General features: G+C 72.2%; 18 protein-coding genes. 8 read left to right on the top strand and 10 right to left on the bottom strand.

Annotation, left to right across the window (positions count from 1 at the left end):
- Positions 1-361: 361 nt before the first annotated feature.
- The 3 genes from ACZ6R9_RS08445 to ACZ6R9_RS08435 all read right to left on the bottom strand — a co-directional run bounded on the left by ACZ6R9_RS08445 (position 362) and on the right by ACZ6R9_RS08435 (position 6275).
- Positions 362-2080: a SpoIIE family protein phosphatase gene (locus ACZ6R9_RS08445; RefSeq protein WP_380487712.1), complete on the bottom strand. Its 1719-nt coding sequence runs from the start codon at positions 2078-2080 to the stop codon at positions 362-364.
- A 57-nt stretch (positions 2081-2137) separates the two neighbouring features.
- Entirely contained in the window at positions 2138-2875 is a 738-nt protein-coding gene (locus ACZ6R9_RS08440; protein WP_380487714.1) for a class I SAM-dependent methyltransferase, read from the bottom strand.
- Positions 2876-3302: 427 nt separating this feature from the next.
- Complete coding sequence (locus ACZ6R9_RS08435; protein ID WP_465537232.1) at positions 3303-6275, bottom strand: AfsR/SARP family transcriptional regulator; 2973 nt, start codon at positions 6273-6275, stop codon at positions 3303-3305.
- Between the two features lie 211 nt (positions 6276-6486).
- Here ACZ6R9_RS08435 and ACZ6R9_RS08430 point away from each other — a divergent pair, with 211 nt between their 5' ends.
- Complete coding sequence (locus ACZ6R9_RS08430; protein WP_380487718.1) at positions 6487-6705, top strand: hypothetical protein; 219 nt, start codon at positions 6487-6489, stop codon at positions 6703-6705.
- A 72-nt stretch (positions 6706-6777) separates the two neighbouring features.
- Here ACZ6R9_RS08430 and ACZ6R9_RS08425 read toward each other — a convergent pair whose 3' ends face one another.
- Positions 6778-8439 carry a fumarate hydratase gene (locus ACZ6R9_RS08425; RefSeq protein ID WP_465537231.1) on the bottom strand — a complete coding sequence of 554 codons (1662 nt, stop codon included), beginning with the start codon at positions 8437-8439 and terminating at the stop codon, positions 6778-6780.
- 187 nt (positions 8440-8626) lie between these two features.
- On the opposite strand from ACZ6R9_RS08425, the gene ACZ6R9_RS08420 reads away from it, so the two are divergent.
- Both ACZ6R9_RS08420 and ACZ6R9_RS08415 read left to right on the top strand, forming a co-directional pair.
- Positions 8627-9370 (top strand): DUF1707 SHOCT-like domain-containing protein, encoded by a 744-nt coding sequence (locus tag ACZ6R9_RS08420; RefSeq protein ID WP_465537229.1) that lies wholly within the window; start codon positions 8627-8629, stop codon positions 9368-9370.
- Positions 9371-9614: 244 nt separating this feature from the next.
- Positions 9615-9968 carry a WhiB family transcriptional regulator gene (locus ACZ6R9_RS08415; protein ID WP_380487819.1) on the top strand — a complete coding sequence of 118 codons (354 nt, stop codon included), beginning with the start codon at positions 9615-9617 and terminating at the stop codon, positions 9966-9968.
- Between the two features lie 64 nt (positions 9969-10032).
- On the opposite strand, the gene glpX is transcribed toward ACZ6R9_RS08415, so the two are convergent.
- Complete coding sequence (gene glpX, locus ACZ6R9_RS08410; RefSeq protein ID WP_380487724.1) at positions 10033-11073, bottom strand: class II fructose-bisphosphatase; 1041 nt, start codon at positions 11071-11073, stop codon at positions 10033-10035.
- A gap of 183 nt (positions 11074-11256) precedes the next feature.
- Here glpX and ACZ6R9_RS08405 point away from each other — a divergent pair, with 183 nt between their 5' ends.
- Positions 11257-11784 (top strand): DUF4245 domain-containing protein, encoded by a 528-nt coding sequence (locus ACZ6R9_RS08405; RefSeq protein WP_380487726.1) that lies wholly within the window; start codon positions 11257-11259, stop codon positions 11782-11784.
- 72 nt (positions 11785-11856) lie between these two features.
- Here ACZ6R9_RS08405 and ACZ6R9_RS08400 read toward each other — a convergent pair whose 3' ends face one another.
- Positions 11857-12450 (bottom strand): malonic semialdehyde reductase, encoded by a 594-nt coding sequence (locus ACZ6R9_RS08400; protein WP_380487728.1) that lies wholly within the window; start codon positions 12448-12450, stop codon positions 11857-11859.
- A gap of 126 nt (positions 12451-12576) precedes the next feature.
- Positions 12577-12807 carry an exodeoxyribonuclease VII small subunit gene (locus ACZ6R9_RS08395; RefSeq protein WP_380487730.1) on the bottom strand — a complete coding sequence of 77 codons (231 nt, stop codon included), beginning with the start codon at positions 12805-12807 and terminating at the stop codon, positions 12577-12579.
- Between the two features lie 60 nt (positions 12808-12867).
- On the opposite strand from ACZ6R9_RS08395, the gene ACZ6R9_RS08390 reads away from it, so the two are divergent.
- A complete protein-coding gene (locus ACZ6R9_RS08390; protein WP_380487732.1) occupies positions 12868-13347 on the top strand; it encodes a GNAT family N-acetyltransferase in 480 nt (159 codons plus the stop codon).
- 10 nt (positions 13348-13357) lie between these two features.
- Here the strand turns inward: ACZ6R9_RS08390 and xseA are convergent, their stop codons facing one another.
- Positions 13358-14572, bottom strand: a complete 1215-nt coding sequence (xseA, locus tag ACZ6R9_RS08385; RefSeq protein ID WP_465537225.1) for an exodeoxyribonuclease VII large subunit — start codon at positions 14570-14572, stop codon at positions 13358-13360.
- Between the two features lie 227 nt (positions 14573-14799).
- Complete coding sequence (locus tag ACZ6R9_RS08380) at positions 14800-16131, bottom strand: APC family permease (RefSeq protein ID WP_465537223.1); 1332 nt, start codon at positions 16129-16131, stop codon at positions 14800-14802.
- Positions 16132-16204: 73 nt separating this feature from the next.
- Between ACZ6R9_RS08380 and ACZ6R9_RS08375 the strand changes: the two genes are divergently transcribed.
- The gene (locus ACZ6R9_RS08375) at positions 16205-17179 is read left to right on the top strand and encodes a 4-hydroxy-3-methylbut-2-enyl diphosphate reductase (RefSeq protein WP_380487737.1); all 975 of its coding nucleotides are present in this window, start codon (positions 16205-16207) and stop codon (positions 17177-17179) included.
- A gap of 170 nt (positions 17180-17349) precedes the next feature.
- On the top strand, positions 17350-18108 hold the full coding sequence (ppgK, locus tag ACZ6R9_RS08370; RefSeq protein WP_465537220.1) for a polyphosphate--glucose phosphotransferase: 759 nt from the start codon (positions 17350-17352) through the stop codon (positions 18106-18108).
- Between the two features lie 15 nt (positions 18109-18123).
- Here the strand turns inward: ppgK and ACZ6R9_RS08365 are convergent, their stop codons facing one another.
- Positions 18124-18564 carry a DUF6542 domain-containing protein gene (locus tag ACZ6R9_RS08365; protein WP_380487741.1) on the bottom strand — a complete coding sequence of 147 codons (441 nt, stop codon included), beginning with the start codon at positions 18562-18564 and terminating at the stop codon, positions 18124-18126.
- A gap of 325 nt (positions 18565-18889) precedes the next feature.
- Between ACZ6R9_RS08365 and ychF the strand changes: the two genes are divergently transcribed.
- Positions 18890-19963 carry a redox-regulated ATPase YchF gene (gene ychF / locus ACZ6R9_RS08360; RefSeq protein WP_465537218.1) on the top strand — a complete coding sequence of 358 codons (1074 nt, stop codon included), beginning with the start codon at positions 18890-18892 and terminating at the stop codon, positions 19961-19963.
- Positions 19964-20062 lie beyond the last annotated feature (99 nt).

Raw genomic sequence — 20062 nt, 5'->3', positions numbered from 1 at the left:
GTGGTGGTGCCCGGTGTCTTCGACCGGCCCGCCGCCACCGGCCGGGCTCTCACCGTCCGGCGGCCGCTCGGGGCAGCGCTGCCCACCTCGGCCGGCTTGCTGCCGCAGGCGAGGGGCTCGTCGCCCGGCGGCCGGTTCGGGACGGTGACCGGCGCGTCGGCGCGTTCGCCCGGTGGTGGTGCCCGGTGTCTTCGACCGGCCCGCCGCCACCGGCCGGGCTCTCACCGTCCGGCGGCCGCTCGGGGCAGCGCTGCCCACCTCGGCCGGTCTGCTGCCGCAGGCGGGCTCTCGCCGCCCGGTGGCCGGCCGGGCGTGGTGGCCGGCGTCCGTGCCCTGCCCGCTGCCGCAGGCCGACCGCAGGTCACAGCCGTTGCTCGAACCAGACCACCTTGCCCGCCCCCAGCCGGGTCGCACCCCAGCGGTCCGCGCACCGGGCGACTATCTGGAGGCCGCGCCCGCGCTCCTCGTCGGGCCCGGCCCGGCGGGTGCGGGGCAGCGCCGCCGAGTCGTCGCCGACCTCGCAGCGCAGCCGCGAGGTGCGCACCAGGCGGAGCGTCACCGGGCGGGTGGCGTGCCGGATCGCGTTGGTGACCAGCTCGCTGACCATCAGTTCGCAGTTCTCCCGCAGATGGTCCAGGCCCCAGTTGTGCAGCGCGTGTCCGGCCAGCCGGCGCGCCCGGCCCGGTGTCTCGTGCCGCGGCTGGAGGTACCAGTAGGCGACGTCGGAGGCCGGGATTCCGTCGAACGCGGCGGCCAGCAGCGCGATGTCGTCGGCCCGGTCGCCCGGTGGCAGGATCCGCAGCGCCTCCTGGCACAGCTGCTCGGGGCTGAGCCGGTGCGCCCCCTCCAGCCGGGCCCGCAGCAGTTCGAGTCCGGTGCCCAGCGGGCGGCGGCGGGTCTCCACCAGGCCGTCGGTGAACAGCAGCAGCGAGGAACCGGGCGGGGCGGCCAGCTCCACCGAGGTGAAGTCCACCCCGCCGACGCCGATCGGCGCGCCCGGCGGCAGGTCCAGCAGCTCACTGGTGCCGTCCGGGCCGACCAGCACCGGCGGCACGTGTCCGGCGTTGGCGATCACCACCCGGCCCGCGATCGGGTCGTACACCGCGTACACGCAGGTCGCCAAGTGGTGCTCGCGGCCCAGGCGTTGAGCCTGCTCGTCGAGGTGGTACAGCACCTCGTGCGGCGGCAGGTCCAGGCCCGCCAGGGTCTGTGCGGAGGTGCGCAGCTGGCCCATCACGGCGGCGGAGGTCAGCGAGTGGCCCATCACGTCGCCGACGATCAGCGCCACCCGGTTGCCCGGCAGCGGGATCGAGTCGTACCAGTCGCCGCCGACCTGCGCCCCGCGCTCGCCCGGCAGGTAACGGTGCGCCAGGCGCACGCCGTGCGGTTGCGGCAGGTGCGCGGGCAGCATCGAGCGCTGCAACTCGTCGGCGATCTCCCACTCGCGGGTGTAGCGCAGCGCGGTGTCCACGGCCAGGCCCGCGTGGGTCGCCAGGTGCGCGGCCGTCGCGGTGTCCGCCGGGTCGAACGACACCGGCTGCCCGTCCGCGGCGGGGCGCCGGATCAGCAGCAGCATGCCGAGCGCGGCCTGCCGCCCGTGCAGCGGCAGCGCCAGCAGCGCCGTCCCGGCCGGCAGCCGGCCCAGCGCCCGGGCACCGAGCAGCTCGGCGGGCAGGCCGCCGCGCCGCTCGTCCAGCACCGTCGGGCCGTGCGGTGCGCGCCGCTCCAGGGCACGCTCCAGCGCGCTGCCGGGCGGCACCGGACGCAGCCCGCCGCGCCGGCCCAGCTTCGTCCCGCTGGTGTGCAGCACCCGCAGCGCGCGCGGACGCCCGAGGTCGCGCTCGACGTCCGGCAGCGGGTCGCGGACCAGCACCACCAGGGCGTCCGCGATCTCGGGCACCAGCACCCGGCCCAGGTTGCGCAGGGTGGCCGTCAGGTCGAGCGAACTGTTGATCCGCCGGGCCGCACCGTCCAGGTACGCCAGGCGCTCGGCAAGCCGGGGCAGCCCGTCGGGCGGCGGATGCCGCTGGACGGGGACGGCGGGCTGCTGCCCCGCCAGGGGCTCCAGTTGGTCGCGCACGGGCTGCCCGATTCTGTGCAGATGTGGAGGACGTCGAAGGCGGCGGCTGACTCCCGGTCAGCCGGTGCGCCGACAGCGCAGGTACAGCTGGGTCTCGGGCGGCAGCGCGGACCCGGCCGGGGCGTAGGACTGGCTGTCCACCGCCTCCACGGCGAAACCGGACCGCTCCAGCAGGCCGGTCAGCTCCTCCCGCGGATAGCCGCTGACCCGGATCTGCTGGTCCAGGAACGGCAGCGGCACGTCGTCCAGGTCCGCCTCCACCATGCCCAGCGCCAACAGGCCGCCCGGGCGCAGCAGTTCACGGATCCGGCCGAGCGCCTCGGCGATCTCCGGACGAGGCAGCATCAGCAAGGAGAAGAACGCCGCTGCACCGTCCAGCGTCCCCGCCCCGGCCGGCCCCAACTCGGGCACGCCCCAGAGCGCTTCGGCGTTCCCGGTGGCCAGATCGATGACGTCGAACCGGTGGAACACCGCCTCCGGCGCCGCCTTGCGGGCCTGCTCCAGCATGCCCGCCGAGAGGTCCACGCCGATCACCCGCAGCCCGCCGTCCGCCAGCTGACGCGCGGTCGGCTCACCCGCGCCGCAGCCCACGTCCAGCACCAGGGCCCCGGCCGGAAGCTGCTCCACCAGCCACCCGGCACAGGTCAACTGGCCCGACCTGGCCGGAAACACCTCCTGGTACCGCGCCCCCATCGCATCGAAGGCGGCGGCCTGGCCGGCCCGTTCGGCCCGGCGTCCCTCCCCGGCGGACGCCCGCTCGGCGTCGGCGGGGACTTCGGTCTGTTCGTCCGTCACGTGATCTGGGCACCTCTCCCGCGCGCGTCCTGCCCCACCCGTCGTGGTCCGCACACCACTCCCGACCCTGGCCTATGAGAATAAACGCGATCACCGCACTGTGGAGTCCGTTTCCGGCCAACTCGTGCGCCGTTGGGCGATTATCGCCCGCCGCCGGAAGCACACCGTCGCCCGCAAGGGAGCACGCCAGCCAACTCGTGCGCCGCCCGCCACCCTCGCACCACGCCCCTGACCAGCCCAAATACCCCATCAACCGTGCAGCCGCCGACGTTTATCGAACGTCAATCGCGGCCTGGCAGAGTCTTCCTCAGCGCCGGGGAAGCGTCAAAGCGTTCCCGCAGCCGGGGGGCTGCGGGGGCGCTGACGCCCCGGGGGGACAGGCCTTCGCCAGGGGGGACCAGGGGGGTACCAGGGGGGAGCGAAGGCCTTACGGCGCGGGGGGAGGGGAAGGCTCGGTGTGCCGCGAGTCGATGAGGTCCTGCACGGGCTGGGCCTCGGGCACACCGAGCCGGGTGAACACCGTCAACGCCTCCTGAAGACACGCCAACCCACGTGAGGGCTGCCCGAGTTCGAGCAACGCCTCACCGAGCGCCGCGTTGGCCATGCCCTGGCAGTACGCCGCCTCGATCTCCTGCGCGATCGACAACGACTCCTCGGCGGCCTCGGCGGCGGCGGCGAGCTGACCGTCCGCGAGCAGGCAGGCTGCGAGCCTGGCGAGCGAGTAGCCCTCCCAGATCGGATGCTGATGGGCGCGGTACAGCTGGTGCGCCTCGCGGAGGTGTATGGCTGCCTCACCGGGCTCGCCGGTCGAGCTCAGGACGACGCCCAGTTGGTAGAGGGTGTCCGCCAGGCACGGCACGTTCCCGGATGCCCGGGCCGCCGTCACCGCCGCGCGGGCGGCCTCCACCGCCTCCTCGTGCCGGTTCAGGCCGACGTAGGAACGGGCCATGTTGCCGAGGAGACGGGCCTCGACGATGGGTGCGTCGAACTGGGACACCATCTGGAGCGCCTGTTCGTGGAACGGCAGGGCCGCGGCCGGTCGGCCCGCCATGATCAGGACGATTGCCAGCGTATAGGCCGTGATCACTCGCAGCATGGTGGCCTGCTCGGCCGGCTGGAGGGCCAGACTGGCTGTCAGTGCCTCCTCCGCCTCGGCGAGCTCGGCCGCCACCTGGTGCATGTGGCCGAGCGCGTAGTGCACCCGGGCCAGCGTCCCCGCGTGACGCCGGGCCGCCGGATTCGCCGCGGCAGCGTGCAGGACGCTGCGGATACGCGGGGCGAGCGACGGGTCCTCGACCACGCTGGACATGCTCTGCAGGATCTCCACCACGGGCTGCACCAGGTCCAGCGGGGCGCTGGCCGCCGCCTCGACCGAGCTGAGCAGAACCGCGATCTCCGACCGGAGCCACTCACGGGCGGTGGCCGTGTCGGAGAACGACAGTCCGGCCGACTGCGCGACGCACAGCGGCTCCATCGGGGTGTCGTCGGGTTCGAGTACCTGCTCGGCGTTCCGCATGGTGGCGTGGAGCAGGTCCAACAGCCGCAGCAGCGCCGCCTGCTGGTTCTCCGCGTCACCGGTCTTGACGTTCTGCCGCTGGGCGTACAGCCGCAGCAGGTCGTGGTAGCGGTACCGGCCGGGAGTGAAGCACTCCAGCATGTTCGCTTCGACCAGTGCCTCCGCCAGGTCCTCCGCTTCCTGCTCGGCGGTGCCGAGCAGCGCGGCGACGGCCGGCAGTGGCAGGTCCGGCGAGTCCACCAGCGCGAGCAGCCGGAACGCCCGGGCCTCCTCGGGCTGGAGCTGGGCGTAACCGAGCCCCAGGGTGGTCTCCACGGCCAGATTGCCGAGCTGGAGCTCCTGGAGCCGGTTGCGCTGGTCCGCTAACCGGCGCGCGAGGTCCGAAACGCTCCAACGCGGCCGGCTGGCCAGCCGGGCGGCGGCGATGCGGACCGCCAGCGGCAGGAAGCCGCAGGAAGTCACCACCTGGAGCGCGGCCTCGGGCTCGGCGCCCACCCGCTCGACGCCGACGATCGCCGAGAACAGCGCCAGCGCTTCGTCCGGGGTCAGCTCCTCGATGTCCACCAGGTGCGCGCCGGGGATCTCCGCCAGCCGCGAACGGCTGGTCACCATCACGGCGTTGCCGGAGACACCGGGAATCAGCGGCCGCAACTGCTGGGCGTCGCGGGCGTTGTCGAGCAGGATCAGCATCCGCTTGTCGGCGAGCAACGAGCGGTACATCGCGGCGCGCTGGTCCAGTGAGTCGGGGGCGTCGGGCACGCCGAGCGCGTGCAGGAAGTCACCGAGCACGACAGCCGGGTCGGCCGGGGACGCACCCGCGCCGCGCAGGTCCACGTACAGCTGCCCGTCCGGGAAGTCCGGCCGCACCAGGTGTGCCACGTGCACCGCGAGGGTGGTCTTCCCCACACCGCCGATACCGGCCAGCGAGGTGACGACCACGGCTTGGCCGGAACCCGCCCTCAGCACGTCCCGGAGCTCGTTGACGACCTTGCAGCGACCGCTGAAGTCCGATACATCGGCCGGGAGTTGGGCCGGGGGAACGAACGAGGTCGACTCTTCCGCGACGGCCTTGGGAGGTGCGGCGAGCACCGCCATCAACTCCGGGTCGCCGGCCAGGATGCGGGCGTGCATCGCGGCCAGCGCGGTGCCCGGCTCCACACCCAGTTCCTCGATCAGCAGCTTCCGGGTGTCCGCGTACACACCAAGGGACTCGGCCTGTCGGCCGCTGCGGTACAGCGCCAGCATCAGCAGCTCGCGCAGCCGCTCGCGCAAGGGATGGGCGGCGGACAGCGAGTTGAGCTCGGCCACCACGTCGGCGTGCAGGCCGATCTCCAGCGCCATCGCGCAGCGTTCCTCGGCGACGGCGAGTCGACGCTCCGTCAACCGGTTGCGCTGCGCCTCGGCGTATGGCCCGGGAACTCCCGGCATCGGGCGCCCGCTCCACAGGTCCAGCGCCGAGACCAGTCCGTCGTGCGCGGCACGGAATGATCCCTCGGACCGCGCGCTCGCGGCCTCCGCGACCCGCTGCTCGAAGACCGCCAGGTCCACGGACTCCGCCGGAATCCTCAGGGCGTAGCCGTCGCTCACCGAGACCAGCACCTCGGCGGGCTTTCGGACTTCGCGGTTCGGTTCCAGCACCGAGCGCAGCCGGGAGATGTACGTGCGCAGTGCGGCGACCGCCTGCGGCGGGGTTCGGTCACCCCAGATGCCGTCCACCAGGTCATCGGTGGTCACCGGGCGGCCCTCGCCGAGCAGCAGGGCGACCAGGACCGCCTGCTGTTGCGGCGATCCGAGCGCCAACGGAGCACCGCCGCGCCATGCCTGGACAGGGCCGAGCACCTGGAAGCGCAACGCCTCGGCGGAGCGCGTGCCCTGAAGCTCCATGTCCTCCCCTGTGGCCGATGAACCGTCTGTCCCTCACGCTGACGCCGCTCGTGTGGGGGCGTCAGCTTATGAGGGTGCGAGCAAACGTCCACCAAGCGGATGCAAGGTGCGACGTTTATGAGACATTTAGCGGCCCCTACGATACTGGCCGCGTGCCCGGGGCGAGTCGTCCGGGTGATCCGTACCCTTGAAATGAAAGGCGGCCCACCCCATGGCCGACGAGACCACCACCCTCGTTCCCAAGACCGCGCCGGCCGCGGCCCCGGTCGAGCACGTCGCCGGACCCACCGACCAGAACGCGATCGAGCGCGCCTTCGAGGCGCTGGCCGGGCAGTCGGCGGCCCCGGCCGTTGAGCGGATCGAGAAGCCGGAAGCGCCGGAGGACGACGAGATCTTCGAGCCGCTCGGCACCGCCCCGAACACCCCGTGATCGACGCCCGCACCCACCTCACCAGAACGAGCCCCGACCCTCACCGGCCGGGGCTCGTCCCGTTTCAGCGGGTCACTGCGCCGAGCGCACCCGCAGGTTGGTGATCAGCGGGCCGTCGGTCACCTCGGCGAAGAAGTCGTTGCCCTTGTCGTCCACCACGATGAACGCCGGGAAGTCCTCGACCTCGATGCGCCAGACGGCCTCCATGCCGAGCTCGGGGTACTCCAGCACCTCGACCTTCTTGATGCAGTCCTGCGCCAGCCGGGCCGCCGGGCCGCCGATCGAGCCGAGGTAGAAGCCGCCGTGCTCGTTGCAGGCCTTGGTGACCTGCTTGGAGCGGTTGCCCTTGGCGAGCATGACCATCGAGCCGCCCGCGGCCTGGAACTGGTCGACGTAGGAGTCCATCCGGCCGGCCGTGGTGGGGCCGAAGGAGCCGGACGCGTAGCCCTCGGGGGTCTTCGCGGGGCCGGCGTAGTAGACCGGGTGGTCCTTCATGTACTGCGGCATGCCCTCGCCGCGGTCCAGCCGCTCCTTGATCTTGGCGTGCGCGATGTCGCGGGCGACGACCAGCGTGCCGGAGAGCGAAAGCCGGGTCTTCACGGGGTACTTGGAGAGCTGCTCGCGGATCTCGGCCATCGGGCGGTTGAGGTTGACCCGGACCACGTCGCCGTCCAGGTGGGCGTCCGTGGTCTCCGGGAGGTACTTCGCCGGCTCGGTCTCCAGCTGCTCCAGGAACACGCCCTCGGCGGTGATCTTGCCGAGTGCCTGGCGGTCGGCCGAGCAGGAGACGGCCATCGCGACCGGCAGCGAGGCGCCGTGCCGGGGGAGGCGGATGACGCGGACGTCGTGGCAGAAGTACTTGCCGCCGAACTGGGCGCCGATGCCGATCTTCTGGGTGAGTTCGAAGACCTTCTGCTCCAGCTCCAGGTCGCGGAAGCCGTGGCCGGTCTTGGCGTCGCCGCCGGTCGGCAGGTTGTCCAGGTAGTGCGCGGAGGCGTACTTCGCGGTCTTCAGGGCGAATTCGGCGCTGGTGCCGCCGACCACGATCGCCAGGTGGTACGGCGGGCAGGCCGCGGTGCCGAGCGAGCGGATCTTCTGCTCCAGGAAGGTGAGCATCGACGACTCGTTGAGGATCGCCTTGGTCTCCTGGTACAGGTACGACTTGTTCGCCGAGCCGCCGCCCTTGGCCATGAACAGGAACTTGTAGGCGTCCCCGTCGGTGGCGTACAGCTCGATCTGGGCCGGCAGGTTGTTGCCGGTGTTCTTCTCGTCCCACATGGTCACGGGGGCCATCTGGGAGTAGCGCAGGTTCAGCTTGGTGTACGCGTCGTACACGCCGCGGGCGATCGCCGACTCGTCCTGACCGGAGGTCAGCACGTTCTGGCCGCGCTTGCCCATCACGATCGCGGTGCCGGTGTCCTGGCACATCGGGAGGATGCCGCCGGCCGAGATGTTGACGTTCTTCAGCAGGTCCAGCGCCACGAAGCGGTCGTTGGGGCTGGCCTCCGGGTCGTCCAGGATGCGGCGCAGCTGGGCCAGGTGGGCCGGGCGCAGGTAGTGCGAGATGTCGTGCATCGCCTCGGCGGTGAGCAGCCGCAGGGCCTCCGGCTCGACCTGCAGGAAGGTGCGGCCGCCGGCCTCGAAGGTGGAGACGCCCTCGGAGGTGAGCTTGCGGTACGGGGTGGTGTCCGCACCGAGCGGGAGCAGGTCGCGGTAGGCGAACTCTGAAGCCATGGGGGAGATCCTTCAGTTCTTTCGGCGTCGTCGACGAGGCATCCTCCAGGTTAGGCGTACGGCGCACGACCCCGGCGCTCAGGTCGGCCTGCGTGACGCGGGTCACTCGCGCACCACCCCACGCGGTACCACCCGCATTGCGTCGAACCGGCGTTCGGGCCGGGAGCGGGCTCGCTAGGCTTGTGACGTGGACAACTCTCCCGAGCAGCAGCAGCCGCAGGGCCGGCCGCCCGCCCCGATGAAGAAGAACGAGCCGGCACCGGCTCCCGCCCCCGGTACCGACCTGGCCGCCGAGCTCCGGGCCGCCGACGCCGATCGCGAACGCGTCGCCGACCTGCTGCGCGACGCCTACGCGGAGGGCCGGCTCACCGTCGACGAGCACGCCGAACGGATCGAGGCCGCCTACAACGCCCGCACCTTCGGCGAACTGGAGCCGCTCACCCGCGATCTGCCCAGCCACCCGGGGCCGATCCGACACAACCTGACCAAGCCGCCGCTGGACGCCCCGGCCCCCGCCCCGCAGCAGCAGCCGCCGCTGCCGCCGGCCCGGGCCGAATCGCCCACGATGATCGCGGTGTTCGGTGCCGCCGCCCGCAAGGGCCGCTGGCGGGTGGGTTCGCACCTGAAGGCCGTCGCGGTGTTCGGCGGCGTCGAGATCGACCTGACCGACGCGGTGTTCGAGTCGCCCGAGGTGGTCATCGAGGTGGTCGCGGTCTTCGGCGGCGTCGAGGTCCGGGTCCCGGAGAACGTCACCCTGCAGGGCAGCGGCGCCGGCATCTTCGGCGGTTTCGACGTCCGCGAGCAGACCTCGCCGGACCCGTACGCGCCGGTGGTGCGGATCAAGGGCGCGGCGGTGTTCGGCGGTTGCGAGGCCAAGCCGAAGCGCGGCAAGAAGCTCAAGGAGTGGGTGCGCCGGCAGCTGGAGGGCTGACCTGCGGCGATCTCACTGATCGTCAACTGGCTTGGCGGCACTCGCCGTTGTTCCGAGTGCAGTGGGTAGTCGATTGCGTGCGGTGTGCATGAATCCGGGGGCGGCGGGGTAGTTCCAATCGCACATCGTTCCTGTACGGCTGTGACCCCGCGGGTCGGCGACGGTGCCACGGCGAGGGAGCACGGGGCAGTCGGGCAGGAGGCGACCGATCCCCGAGCCTTGAGCCTGGTCAGGAGTCACCGTGCTGCATCCGATCGAGTCCACCGCCGCCGCCCGCCGCCCCGCGGCCCCGCCGGATCAGGACGACAACCCCTGGCACACCTCCGCCGCCTGTCGCAGCGACGAGGCCGGGCTGTTCTTCGCTCCCTCCAAGGAGCCGACGGCCACCCGGCTCTCCCGCGAGGAGCAGGCCAAGCGGGTCTGCGCCCGCTGCCCGGTGCTGCTCGAATGCCGCGAGCACGCGCTCGCCCAGCCCGAGCCGTACGGCGTCTGGGGCGGGCTGACGGCCGCCGAGCGCCGCGTGATGCTCGCCCGCCGGCGCCGGCGGGAGGCCGAGCTGCGGGACGCCAGGCGCCTGGCGGGTCGGATAGCCGGCTGAGAACGGATGCGGGGCCGCCGGGGAGGTTCTCCCCGGCGGCCCCTGAACACCCGCTCGTCGAGCCTCAGCGGGCCCGGTCGAAGTCGATCGCGCTGTACGCCCGCAGCTTGGCCAGCTTGTGGGTGGAGTCGATCTGCCGGATCGTCCCGCTCTTGGAGCGCATCACCAGCGAGGAGGTGGTGGCGGTCTCCGAGCGGTAGTGGACACCGCGCAGCAGCTCGCCGTCGGTGATGCCGGTGGCGACGAAGAACACGTTCTCGCCGCTGACCAGGTCGTCGGTGTGCAGCACCCGGTCCAGGTCGTGGCCGGCGTCCAGCGCCTTGCGCTTCTCCGCCTCGTCCTTGGGCCACAGCCGGCCCTGGATGACGCCGCCCATGCACTTCATCGCGCAGGCCGCGATGATGCCCTCGGGGGTGCCGCCGACGCCCATCAGCAGGTCCACGCCGGTGCCTTCGCGGGCCGCCATGATCGCGCCGGCCACGTCGCCGTCGGAGATGAACTTGATCCGGGCGCCGGCCTCGCGGATCTCCTTGACCAGGTCGTTGTGGCGGGGCCGGTCGAGGACGACGACGGTGACGTCCTCGACGGCGGCGCCCTTGGCCTTGGCGACCCGGCGGATGTTGACGGCCGCGGGGGCGGTGATGTCCACGAAGTCGGCGGCCTCGGGGCCGCAGACCAGCTTGTCCATGTAGAACACCGCGCTGGGGTCGAACATGGTGCCCCGGTCGGCGACCGCGAGGACCGCGACGGCGTTGTTCATGCCCTTCGCGGTCAGCGTGGTGCCGTCCACCGGGTCGACCGCCACGTCGCACTCGGCGCCGGTGCCGTCGCCGACCCGCTCGCCGTTGTACAGCATCGGGGCTTCGTCCTTCTCGCCCTCGCCGATGACGACGACACCGTTCATCGAGACGGTGGACACCAGGGTGCGCATTGCCTTCACGGCCGCGCCGTCGGCGCCGTTCTTGTCGCCCCGGCCGACCCAGCGGCCGGCGGCCATCGCGGCGGCCTCGGTGACCCGGACCAGTTCGAGGGCCAGGTTGCGGTCGGGGGCTTCCGGCGCGACCTCCAGGGCGCTGGGAAGGTGGTGCGGGTACTGCGTGGTCATCGTCGTTACCTCTCTGTACGCGACGGCCAGTCAGCGTCGGGTCGCGGAGGGTCACCGGCGCTGCTACGAGGGCTGCTGCGATCGTATCGGCAGGTGGAACGGGAGTCTGCGGCGCACTCCGCGCACACCGTGACGGGGCGGCCGGTGCACCGGTGTTCCGTAAGCGCCGCCTACCATGGGCGGGTGGCAGGCAACAGCAGCAAGAGGGGCCGTCAGACGGTACGGGACATGGTCCTGTCGATGGCGGCGGTCGGCGTCGTGGTGGCGGTCGCGTACTTCAGCATCCCCAGCGCGGACGGCAAGGGCGGCGTGCACGCCGTGCCGTACCAGGCGGAAGTGGCGTCGGCGAAGCGCGCCGCGCCGTACCCGCTGCTCGGCCCGCAGGCCCTGCCGGACGGCTGGAAGGCCACCTCGGTGAGCTACAGCCCGAACGACAAGGGCCACGCCGTCTGGCACCTGGGCCTCAGCACCGCCTCCGGCCAGTACGCGGCGATCGAGCAGAGCAACGACAAGCCCGACGACGTGGTCTCCCGGAACGTGCCCGGCGCCAAGCCGGACGGCACCTCCACGGTGGCCGGCCAGGAGTGGCAGCGGGTGCAGGGCGACCGCTACCGGGCCCTGACCCGCCCGGCCGGCGACACCGGCACCACGGTGCTCACCGGCACCGCCTCGTACGAGGAACTCGCGCAGCTCGCCGAGGCGCTGAAGTAGTCCCCACAGGCACGCGGAAGGCCCCCGCCGGGGAACGGCGGGGGCCTTCGCTGTCACGGTGCCGAGTGGGACTCAGACGGTGGTGACGACCTGGTCGTAGGCCAGGCGCGGGCTGCGCGGGAACCAGGCGTCCTCGCCCGGCTTGCCGATGTTGACGACCGCCAGCACCGAGTGCTCGCCGTCGCCGAAGAACTCCTTGTTGATGGCCTCGCCGTCGAAGCCGGTCATCGGGCCGGCGGCCAGGCCGGCGGCGCGCACGCCGATGATGAAGTACGCGGCCTGCAGGGCGCCGTTCAGGGCGGCCGAGGACTCGCGGACCGAGCGCTCGCTGAAGAACATGTCCTTGGCCTGCGGGAAGTGCGGCAGCTGCGAGGGGAGCTCCTCGTGGAACTCGTTGTCGGCGGCCAGGATGGCGACCAGCGGCGCGCTGGAGGTCTTGGCCTGGTTGCCCTCGGCCATGTGCTGCACCAGGCGGGCGCGGCCCTCCTCGGAGCGGACCAGGACGATGCGCAGCGGCTGCTGGTTGAAGGCGGTCGGGCCGAACTTCACCAGCTCGTAGATCGCCTGGATCTGCTCGTCGCTGACCGGCTCGGCCGAGAAGGTGTTGGCGGTGCGGGCCTCGCGGAAGAGCAGGTCCTGGGCGGCGGCGTCGAGGGCCAGGGTCATGACAGTGTCCTACCTCAAAGCGTGGGGCGGTCGGGTACGGCGGGCGCCGTACACACCGGACCAACTTCGATGAAAGTTAAACCATTCCCCCAGCTGCCTGTGATGTACGCCACAACTCCGGTGTGGCTACTCGCCCGCGGACTCCTCGGCCGCCAGCGCCGCGTCCAGCCGGGCCCGGGCGCCGTCCAGCCAGCGCTGGCACACCTTCGCCAGCTGCTCGCCGCGCTCCCACAGCGCCAGCGACTCCTCGAGCGTCGTCCCACCGGTCTCCAGCCGCCGGACCACCTCCAGCAGCTCGTCCCGCGCCTGCTCGTACCCGAGCACCTGCTCGACACCCGCACCCTGCTGATCAGCCATGCCGCCAGCGTAGGCGCTGCCCCGGACAAACCCCTTGCACCCCCGCCTTACGCTGCGGACATGAGCACTCCACGCCCGGCCCGGCCCGAGGACGCCGCCGAACTCGTCCGCCTCCGCACCCTGATGTTCGCGTCCATGCAGGGCGAACCGCGCCCCGGCCACTGGCAGCACACCGCACAGGACCTGGTGGCCCGTCAGCTAGCCGAGCCCGACCGGCGCCTCCAGGCGTACGTGATCGACGACCCGAAGAGCCCCGGCCGACTGGCCAGCTGCGCCGTCGGCACCCTGGAACAGCGGCTGCCCGCCCCCGGCCACCCCGACGGCCTGTTCGGCTTCGTCTTCAACATCTGCACCGACCCCGACCAACGCGGCCGGGGCCACGCCAGGGCCTGCACCGAAGCGCTGCTCGCCTGGTTCGACGAACGACGCGCCACCAGGATCGACCTGCACGCCACCGAGGGCGGCGAGGCGCTCTACCGCAGCCTCGGCTTCCACGAGCACTCCACCGCGCTCTCCCGCGAGCGGCTGCTCACCGACTGAAACCGCGCCCTCAGCCCTCCCCGGGCACCCGCACCTCGAACGCGCCGCCCGCCACCCGGGCGCGCAGCGCCTCGCCGCCCGCGACCTGCGCCGGGTCCGTCACCACCGCGCCGTCCTCGCGCTGCAGCACCGCGTACCCGCGCTCCAGGGTGGCCAGCGGCGACAGTGCCACCACCCGGGCCAAGGCGTGCCCGAGGTCGGTCTGCGCATGGTCCAGCCGGTGCCCCAGCACCCGGCGGGCCCGCTCCGCCAGCGCCGCCACCTCCGCGCCGCGCGCCGCCACCGCCTCGGTCGGCGCCGCCAGCGCCGGCCGGCTGCGCACCGACGCCAGGCCCGCCGCCTCCCGCTCCACCCGGTGCACCACGTACCGCCGCGCCCGGTCCCGCAACTGCCGCACCCGGGCCAGCTCCTCGCCCACGTCCGGCACCACCCGCTTCGCCGCGTCGGTCGGCGTGGACGCCCGCAGGTCCGCGACGAAGTCCAGCAGCGGTTGGTCCGGCTCGTGGCCGATCGCACTCACCACCGGCGTCCGGGCCGCCGCCACCGTCCGCACCAACTCCTCGTCGGAGAACGGCAGCAGATCCTCCACACTGCCGCCACCGCGGGCCACCACGATCACCTCGACATCCGGATGCGCGTCCAACTCGCGCACCGCGGCACTCACCTGCGACACCGCCTGCGGCCCCTGCACCAACACGTTCCGCACCTCGAACCGCACCGCCGGCCAGCGCCGCCGGGCGTTCTCCAGCACGTCCCGCTCGGCCGCCGAACCGCGGCCGGTCACCAGACCCACGCACCCCGGCAGGAACGGCAACGGCTTCTTCCGGGCCTCCTCGAACAGGCCCTCGGCAACCAGCTTGCGCTTCAACTGCTCCAGCCGGGCCAGCAGTTCACCCAGCCCGACGAGCCGGATCTCCGACGCCCGGAGCGACAGCGTGCCGCGCGCCGTGTACCACTCCGGCTTCGCCAGCACGATCACCCGCGAACCCTCCTGCACGGCATCCGCGACCTGCTCGAACACCGACCGGAAGCACGTCACCGTCAACGAGACGTCCCGATCGGGGTCGCGCAGCGTCAGGAACACCATCCCCGCCCCCGGCCGCCGCGAGAGCTGCGCGATCTGCCCCTCCACCCACACCTCGCCCAGCCGATCGACCCACCCGCCGATCAGCGCCGAGACCTTCGCCACGGGCAGGGGTGCTTCGGGACTGCTCGCATTAGCCATTCCCAGAGGCTAGCCCTTCGGGCCGACGGGAAGCCGGGGGCACGGGAAGACCTGCGCGAGCGGTTGGGTGCCAAATCAGGGGCGCGGGGAACTGCGCGAAGCGGGAGGAACCTGTCCGCAAGATCGCGAAACAGTGCGACTCGCCGTCCTGCGTCGCATCTGGCCGGCGGTGCCTGGCCGGCCGCGCCGTTCCCCGCGCCCCTGTGTTCGCGCCCGCCTGCGCCCCGCTACCTCCGCTGCGTCACCAGAACCACCAACCCCACCGCCAGCCAGATCCCGCCCACGATCAGCGCCGTGTGCGACGCCTCCACCAGCACCGCGACGATCACCGCGATGCCCAGCAGTGGAACGACGCCGTGGCGCAGCCAGTCGCGGGAGTGGCCGCGCACCACGTACCAGCCCACCACCGAGGCGTGCAGCAGCACGAACGCGGTGAGCGCGCCGACGTTGACCACCGAGGTGAGCCGGTCGAGTCCGTCGTCGCGGCGGGCGGCCCAGACCGCGGCCACCAGCGTGATGACGGCGGCCGTCAGCAGCGCCCGCCGAGGGATCGCGGAGCGTTCCTCGACCACGCCCAGCCGCCGGGGCAGCCGCCCCTCCCGCCCCATCGCGAACACCAGCCGCCCGGCCGCGGCCTGCCCGGCCAGCGCGGCGAACGCGGCGCCGATCGCCTTGGACGCGGCGATCAGCACATGCAGCCAGTGCCCGACGGCGGCCTCGACGGTGTCGTAGAACGCCGACCCCTGCGCGGCCGGGTCGGCGGCCAGTTGATCGGGCGTCATGGGTTCCAGCACCGCCGCCAGGTACGTCTGGACGACGAACAGCAGGCCGGCCAGCGCCAGGCACCACAGCACCGCCCGGGCGACCGCGGCCGACGCGCCCACGGCCTCCTCGACGAAGGAGGCGATCGCGTCGAAGCCGAGGTAGGAGAGCACCGCGACGGACACCGCCGACAGCACCGCCGTCAACGAGAAACCGCCGATTCCCCCGAACGGGGAGCCCCAGTCCCGGGCCGCCCCGTGCAGCGCCAGTTCCACCGAGGCCGCGACCACGAACACCGCCAGCACCACGACCTCCATGGCCAGCACCGCGAAGCCGACCACGGCCGCCGTCCGCACCCCGATCAGGTTGAGCGCGGTGGTGACCAGTACCGCCAGCGTGGTCCACACCCACCGCGAGACGCCCGGCACCAGCGAGTGCAGCGCGATGCCGGAGAACAGGTACGCGACCGCCGGGATCAGCAGGTAGTCGAGCATCGCCATCCACCCGGCGATGAACCCGGGCCCCTCGCCCAGCCCGGCCCGCGCGTACGCGAACACCGAGCCGGCCCGGGGCACCGCCCGCACCATCTCGGCGTACGACACGGCGGTGAACCCCATCGCCACGGTGGCCACCAAGTAGACGGCGGCCACCGCCCCGTGGCTCTTCGCGTCCAGGACGCCGAACACGCCGACCGGCGCCATCGGGGCGATGAACAGCAGCCCGTACACCATCAGATCGCGCACCCCGAGAGTGCGCCGCAGTTCCGTCGAAGCCGCCTTTGTGCTCACCCTCGCCATTCCACCGGCCGCGCCCGCCCCGGCAGCGGCGACGCGCGTCCACGCGGGCGGGACTCGCCCGTACGATGGAGCCATGTCCGCCAGTGCTCAGCGCCGTGTCCTGCTCGCCGCCCCCCGTGGCTACTGCGCGGGTGTCGACCGCGCCGTGATCGCCGTGGAGAAGGCCCTGGAGCAGTACGGGGCGCCCATCTACGTCCGTAAGCAGATCGTCCACAACAAGTACGTCGTGCAGACCCTGGAGAAGCAGGGCGCGATCTTCGTCGACGAGACGGAGGAGGTGCCCCAGGGCGCGATCGTGGTGTTCTCCGCGCACGGCGTCGCCCCGTCGGTGCACGACGAGGCCGAAGCCGGCAAGCTCGCCACCATCGACGCGACCTGCCCGCTGGTCACCAAGGTGCACAAGGAGGCCCGCCGGTTCGCCGACGAGGACTACGACATCCTGCTGATCGGCCACGAGGGCCACGAGGAGGTCGTCGGCACCATGGGCGAGGCCCCGGACCGGATCCACCTGGTGGACGGTGCCGAGGACGTCGCCAACGTGAAGATCCGCGACGAGTCCAAGCTGGTCTGGCTCTCCCAGACCACCCTCTCCGTGGACGAGACCATGGAGACCGTCGGCGCCCTCAAGGAGCGCTTCCCGCTGCTGGTCTCGCCGCCCAGCGACGACATCTGCTACGCCACCCAGAACCGCCAGGTCGCCGTCAAGCAGCTGGCCCCCGAGGCGGACCTGCTGATCGTGGTCGGCTCGAAGAACTCCTCCAACTCGGTCCGCCTGGTCGAGGTCGGCCTGGAGTACGGCGCCAAGGCCGCCCACCTGGTCGACTTCGCCGAGGAGATCGACCTCGCCTGGCTGGAGGGCGTGCAGACGGTCGGCCTGACCAGCGGCGCCTCCGTGCCGGAGATCCTGGTCGAGGGCGTGCTGCAACTGCTCGCCGCCCACGGCTTCGAGGACGTGCAGATCGTCAAGACCGCCGAGGAGCACCTGACCTTCTCGCTCCCCAAGGAGCTCCGCCGCGACCTGCGCGCCGAGGCCGCCGGCAAGCTCTGACCGCCCGCAGGTCACCTCGGCCGTCCGACGCCCGGATCCCTCTCCCGAGAGGTCCGGGCGTCGCCCGTGCGGGCGGCGACCGTCCGGGAACGGCTGCGCCCGCCCCCGCGCCCCCGTACGTTGGTGCGAGAGCGGGCAGCGGATGCCCCTGCGGACGGAAGGCGACGGCAGTGACGACGGTCTTCGGCGTGGACATCGGCGGCTCGGGCATCAAGGGCGCACCGGTCGACCTCGACAAGGGCGTGCTCGCGCAGGAGCGGCACAAGGTGCTCACCCCGCAGCCGTCCGGCCCCGACGCGGTGATCGACGCGGTGTGCGAGGTCGTCCGGCACTTCGGCCACCACGGGCCGGTCGGCCTGACCTTCCCCGGCGTGGTCGTCGACGGGCAGACCCGCACCGCCGCCAACGTCGACAAGAGCTGGATCGGACTGGACGCCGCCACCCGGTTCACCGAGGCGCTCGGCATGCCCGCCACCGTGGTCAACGACGCCGACGCGGCCGGCCTCGCCGAAGTCACCCACGGCGCCGGCCGCGGCCGCTCCGGCGTGGTCCTGCTGCTCACCTTCGGCACCGGCATCGGCAGCGCGCTGTTCTCCGACGGCGTGCTCGTCCCCAACACCGAACTCGGCCACCTCGAACTGCGCGGCAAGGACGCCGAGCGGCGTGCCTCCTCCGCCGCCAAGGAACGCCACGACCTCAGCTGGCCGCAGTGGGCCGGGCGGGTCGACGAGTACCTCGACCTGGTCGAGATGCTCTTCTCCCCGCAGCTGGTGATCGTCGGCGGCGGTGTCAGCCGCAAGCACGAGAAGTTCCTGCCCCTGCTCAAGGACCGCCGTGCCGAGGTCGTCCCCGCCGAGCTCCGCAACAACGCGGGCATCGTCGGCGCGGCGATGGCCGCCGGCCGGCAGCCGCTGACCGCCGGGCGCTGACCGGCGGCCGTTGGCTCACCTGGCCCGGTGGCGGCGGCGCTGGGCGATGTAACGCGCGGTGACGATCGCGGCGGCCAGGCCGGTGCCCGTGAACAACCAGCCCGCGCGCAGCGCCAGTCCGCCGGCCAGCGCCACCACCTGACCGGTGACGCCGTTCGCGGCGCCCGGCTGCAGCAGCACCAGCGCCGCCGCGAACGCGATCGGTCCGCAGATCGGGGCCGCCGGGAGGTCCGGGTACCGCACCCGCACGGCCAGCTGGAAGCAGACCACCAGATAGCCGAGCCCGAACAGCACCCCGAGTCCCCCGAACATCAGCCGGTCCACCGCCGCGGCCACCAGCGTCCCGGCCACCGCGACCACCCCGGTGCCCACCGCCGTCAGCCGGGCCGGCGGCTTGCCGCCCCGCCTCCGACGGGCCGTCAGCAGCCGGCGCGGCAGGCGCTGCAGCCACCGCACGGCGGGTGGTCCGGTCCGGCCGCCGGCGGACGCCCGCGAGCGGGACTCTGGGGACCGGATCTGCCCCGGAACGGCGGCCTCATCGGCGCCGCGCCCCGGCGCTCGTCTTCTCGGCCCTGGCGGCTGGGTACGGATGCTCTGCTCCACCCGACCAACGTACGGTCCGATCATCGACACCCTGTGTAATGGCTCCCGAGCAATTGGTCCGTGTCCGGCCGGTGCACGCCCCACCACGCTGCTTCGGGCCCTCGCACGCCCCGTAGACTGGGGGATCGGCCCGCACGGGCCACCTCGACGCCCTCCAAGCCACGGGACACCACTCTCCATGTCGCTCACGATCGGAATCGTCGGCCTGCCGAACGTCGGCAAGTCGACCCTGTTCAACGCCCTGACCAAGAACGACGTGCTGGCGGCCAACTACCCGTTCGCCACCATCGAGCCCAACGTGGGCGTCGTCGGCGTCCCGGACCCGCGGCTGGACAAGCTCGCCGAGATCTTCGGCTCGCAGCGCATCCTGCCCGCCACCGTCGACTTCGTGGACATCGCCGGCATTGTCCGCGGTGCCAGCGAGGGCGAAGGACTGGGCAACAAGTTCCTCGCCAACATCCGCGAGGCCAATGCGATCTGCCAGGTCGTCCGTGCCTTCACCGACCCCGATGTGGTCCACGTCGATGGCAAGGTGTCGCCCAAGGACGACATCGACACCATCCACACCGAGCTGATCCTCGCGGACCTGCAGACCATCGAGAAGGCGCTGCCCCGGCTCCAGAAGGAAGCCCGGCTCAAGAAGGACACCGCCCCCGTCCTCGCCGCCGCCGAGGCCGCCCAGGCGATCCTGGAGACCGGCAAGACCCTCTTCGAGGCCGGCTTCGACACCACCCTCGTCCGCGACCTCCACCTGATGACCGCGAAGCCGTTCCTCTACGTCTTCAACGTCGACGAGGACGCCCTCTCCGACGAGGACTTCAAGAGTGCCCAGCGCGCCCTGGTCGCCCCCGCCGAGGCCATCTTCCTCAACGCCAAGATCGAGTCCGAGCTCATCGAACTCGACGACGACGAGGCCCTCGAACTCCTCCAGTCCATGGGCCAGGACGAGCCCGGTCTCGCCACCCTCGCCCGCGTCGGCTTCGCCACCCTCGGCCTCCAGACCTACCTCACCGCCGGTCCCAAGGAAGCCCGCGCCTGGACCATCAGGCAGGGCGCCACCGCCCCCGAAGCCGCCGGCGTCATCCACACCGACTTCCAGAAGGGCTTCATCAAGGCCGAGGTCACCTCCTTCGAGGACCTCGTCGCCACCGGCTCCATCGCCGAAGCCCGCGCCAAGGGCAAGGCCCGCATCGAAGGCAAGGACTACGTCATGCACGACGGCGACGTGGTGGAGTTCCGCTTCAACGTGTGATCGTTTGATTACTTTGAGATAGATTGATCTGTCAAATGCGCAGGTCGTACGGGGCCCGCCTCCCTTGAGGTGGGCCCCGACTTCTTTTCCGTGCTGACT

It is taken from the genome of Kitasatospora sp. NPDC048662 (assembly GCF_055587065.1).
This window is presented reverse-complemented; position numbering and strand designations above follow the sequence as displayed.

Coding starts and splice junctions, on each gene's coding strand:
- ACZ6R9_RS08375 (WP_380487737.1), top strand. CDS start 16,205: ATGTCCGCCAGTGCTCAGCGCCGTGTCCTGCTCGCCGCCCCCCGTGGC.
- ACZ6R9_RS08425 (WP_465537231.1), bottom strand. CDS start 8,439: ATGGCTTCAGAGTTCGCCTACCGCGACCTGCTCCCGCTCGGTGCGGAC.
- xseA (WP_465537225.1), bottom strand. CDS start 14,572: ATGGCTAATGCGAGCAGTCCCGAAGCACCCCTGCCCGTGGCGAAGGTC.
- ACZ6R9_RS08400 (WP_380487728.1), bottom strand. CDS start 12,450: ATGACCCTGGCCCTCGACGCCGCCGCCCAGGACCTGCTCTTCCGCGAG.
- ACZ6R9_RS08390 (WP_380487732.1), top strand. CDS start 12,868: ATGAGCACTCCACGCCCGGCCCGGCCCGAGGACGCCGCCGAACTCGTC.
- ACZ6R9_RS08380 (WP_465537223.1), bottom strand. CDS start 16,131: ATGGCGAGGGTGAGCACAAAGGCGGCTTCGACGGAACTGCGGCGCACT.
- ACZ6R9_RS08395 (WP_380487730.1), bottom strand. CDS start 12,807: ATGGCTGATCAGCAGGGTGCGGGTGTCGAGCAGGTGCTCGGGTACGAG.
- ACZ6R9_RS08435 (WP_465537232.1), bottom strand. CDS start 6,275: ATGGAGCTTCAGGGCACGCGCTCCGCCGAGGCGTTGCGCTTCCAGGTG.
- ACZ6R9_RS08430 (WP_380487718.1), top strand. CDS start 6,487: ATGGCCGACGAGACCACCACCCTCGTTCCCAAGACCGCGCCGGCCGCG.
- ychF (WP_465537218.1), top strand. CDS start 18,890: ATGTCGCTCACGATCGGAATCGTCGGCCTGCCGAACGTCGGCAAGTCG.
- glpX (WP_380487724.1), bottom strand. CDS start 11,073: ATGACCACGCAGTACCCGCACCACCTTCCCAGCGCCCTGGAGGTCGCG.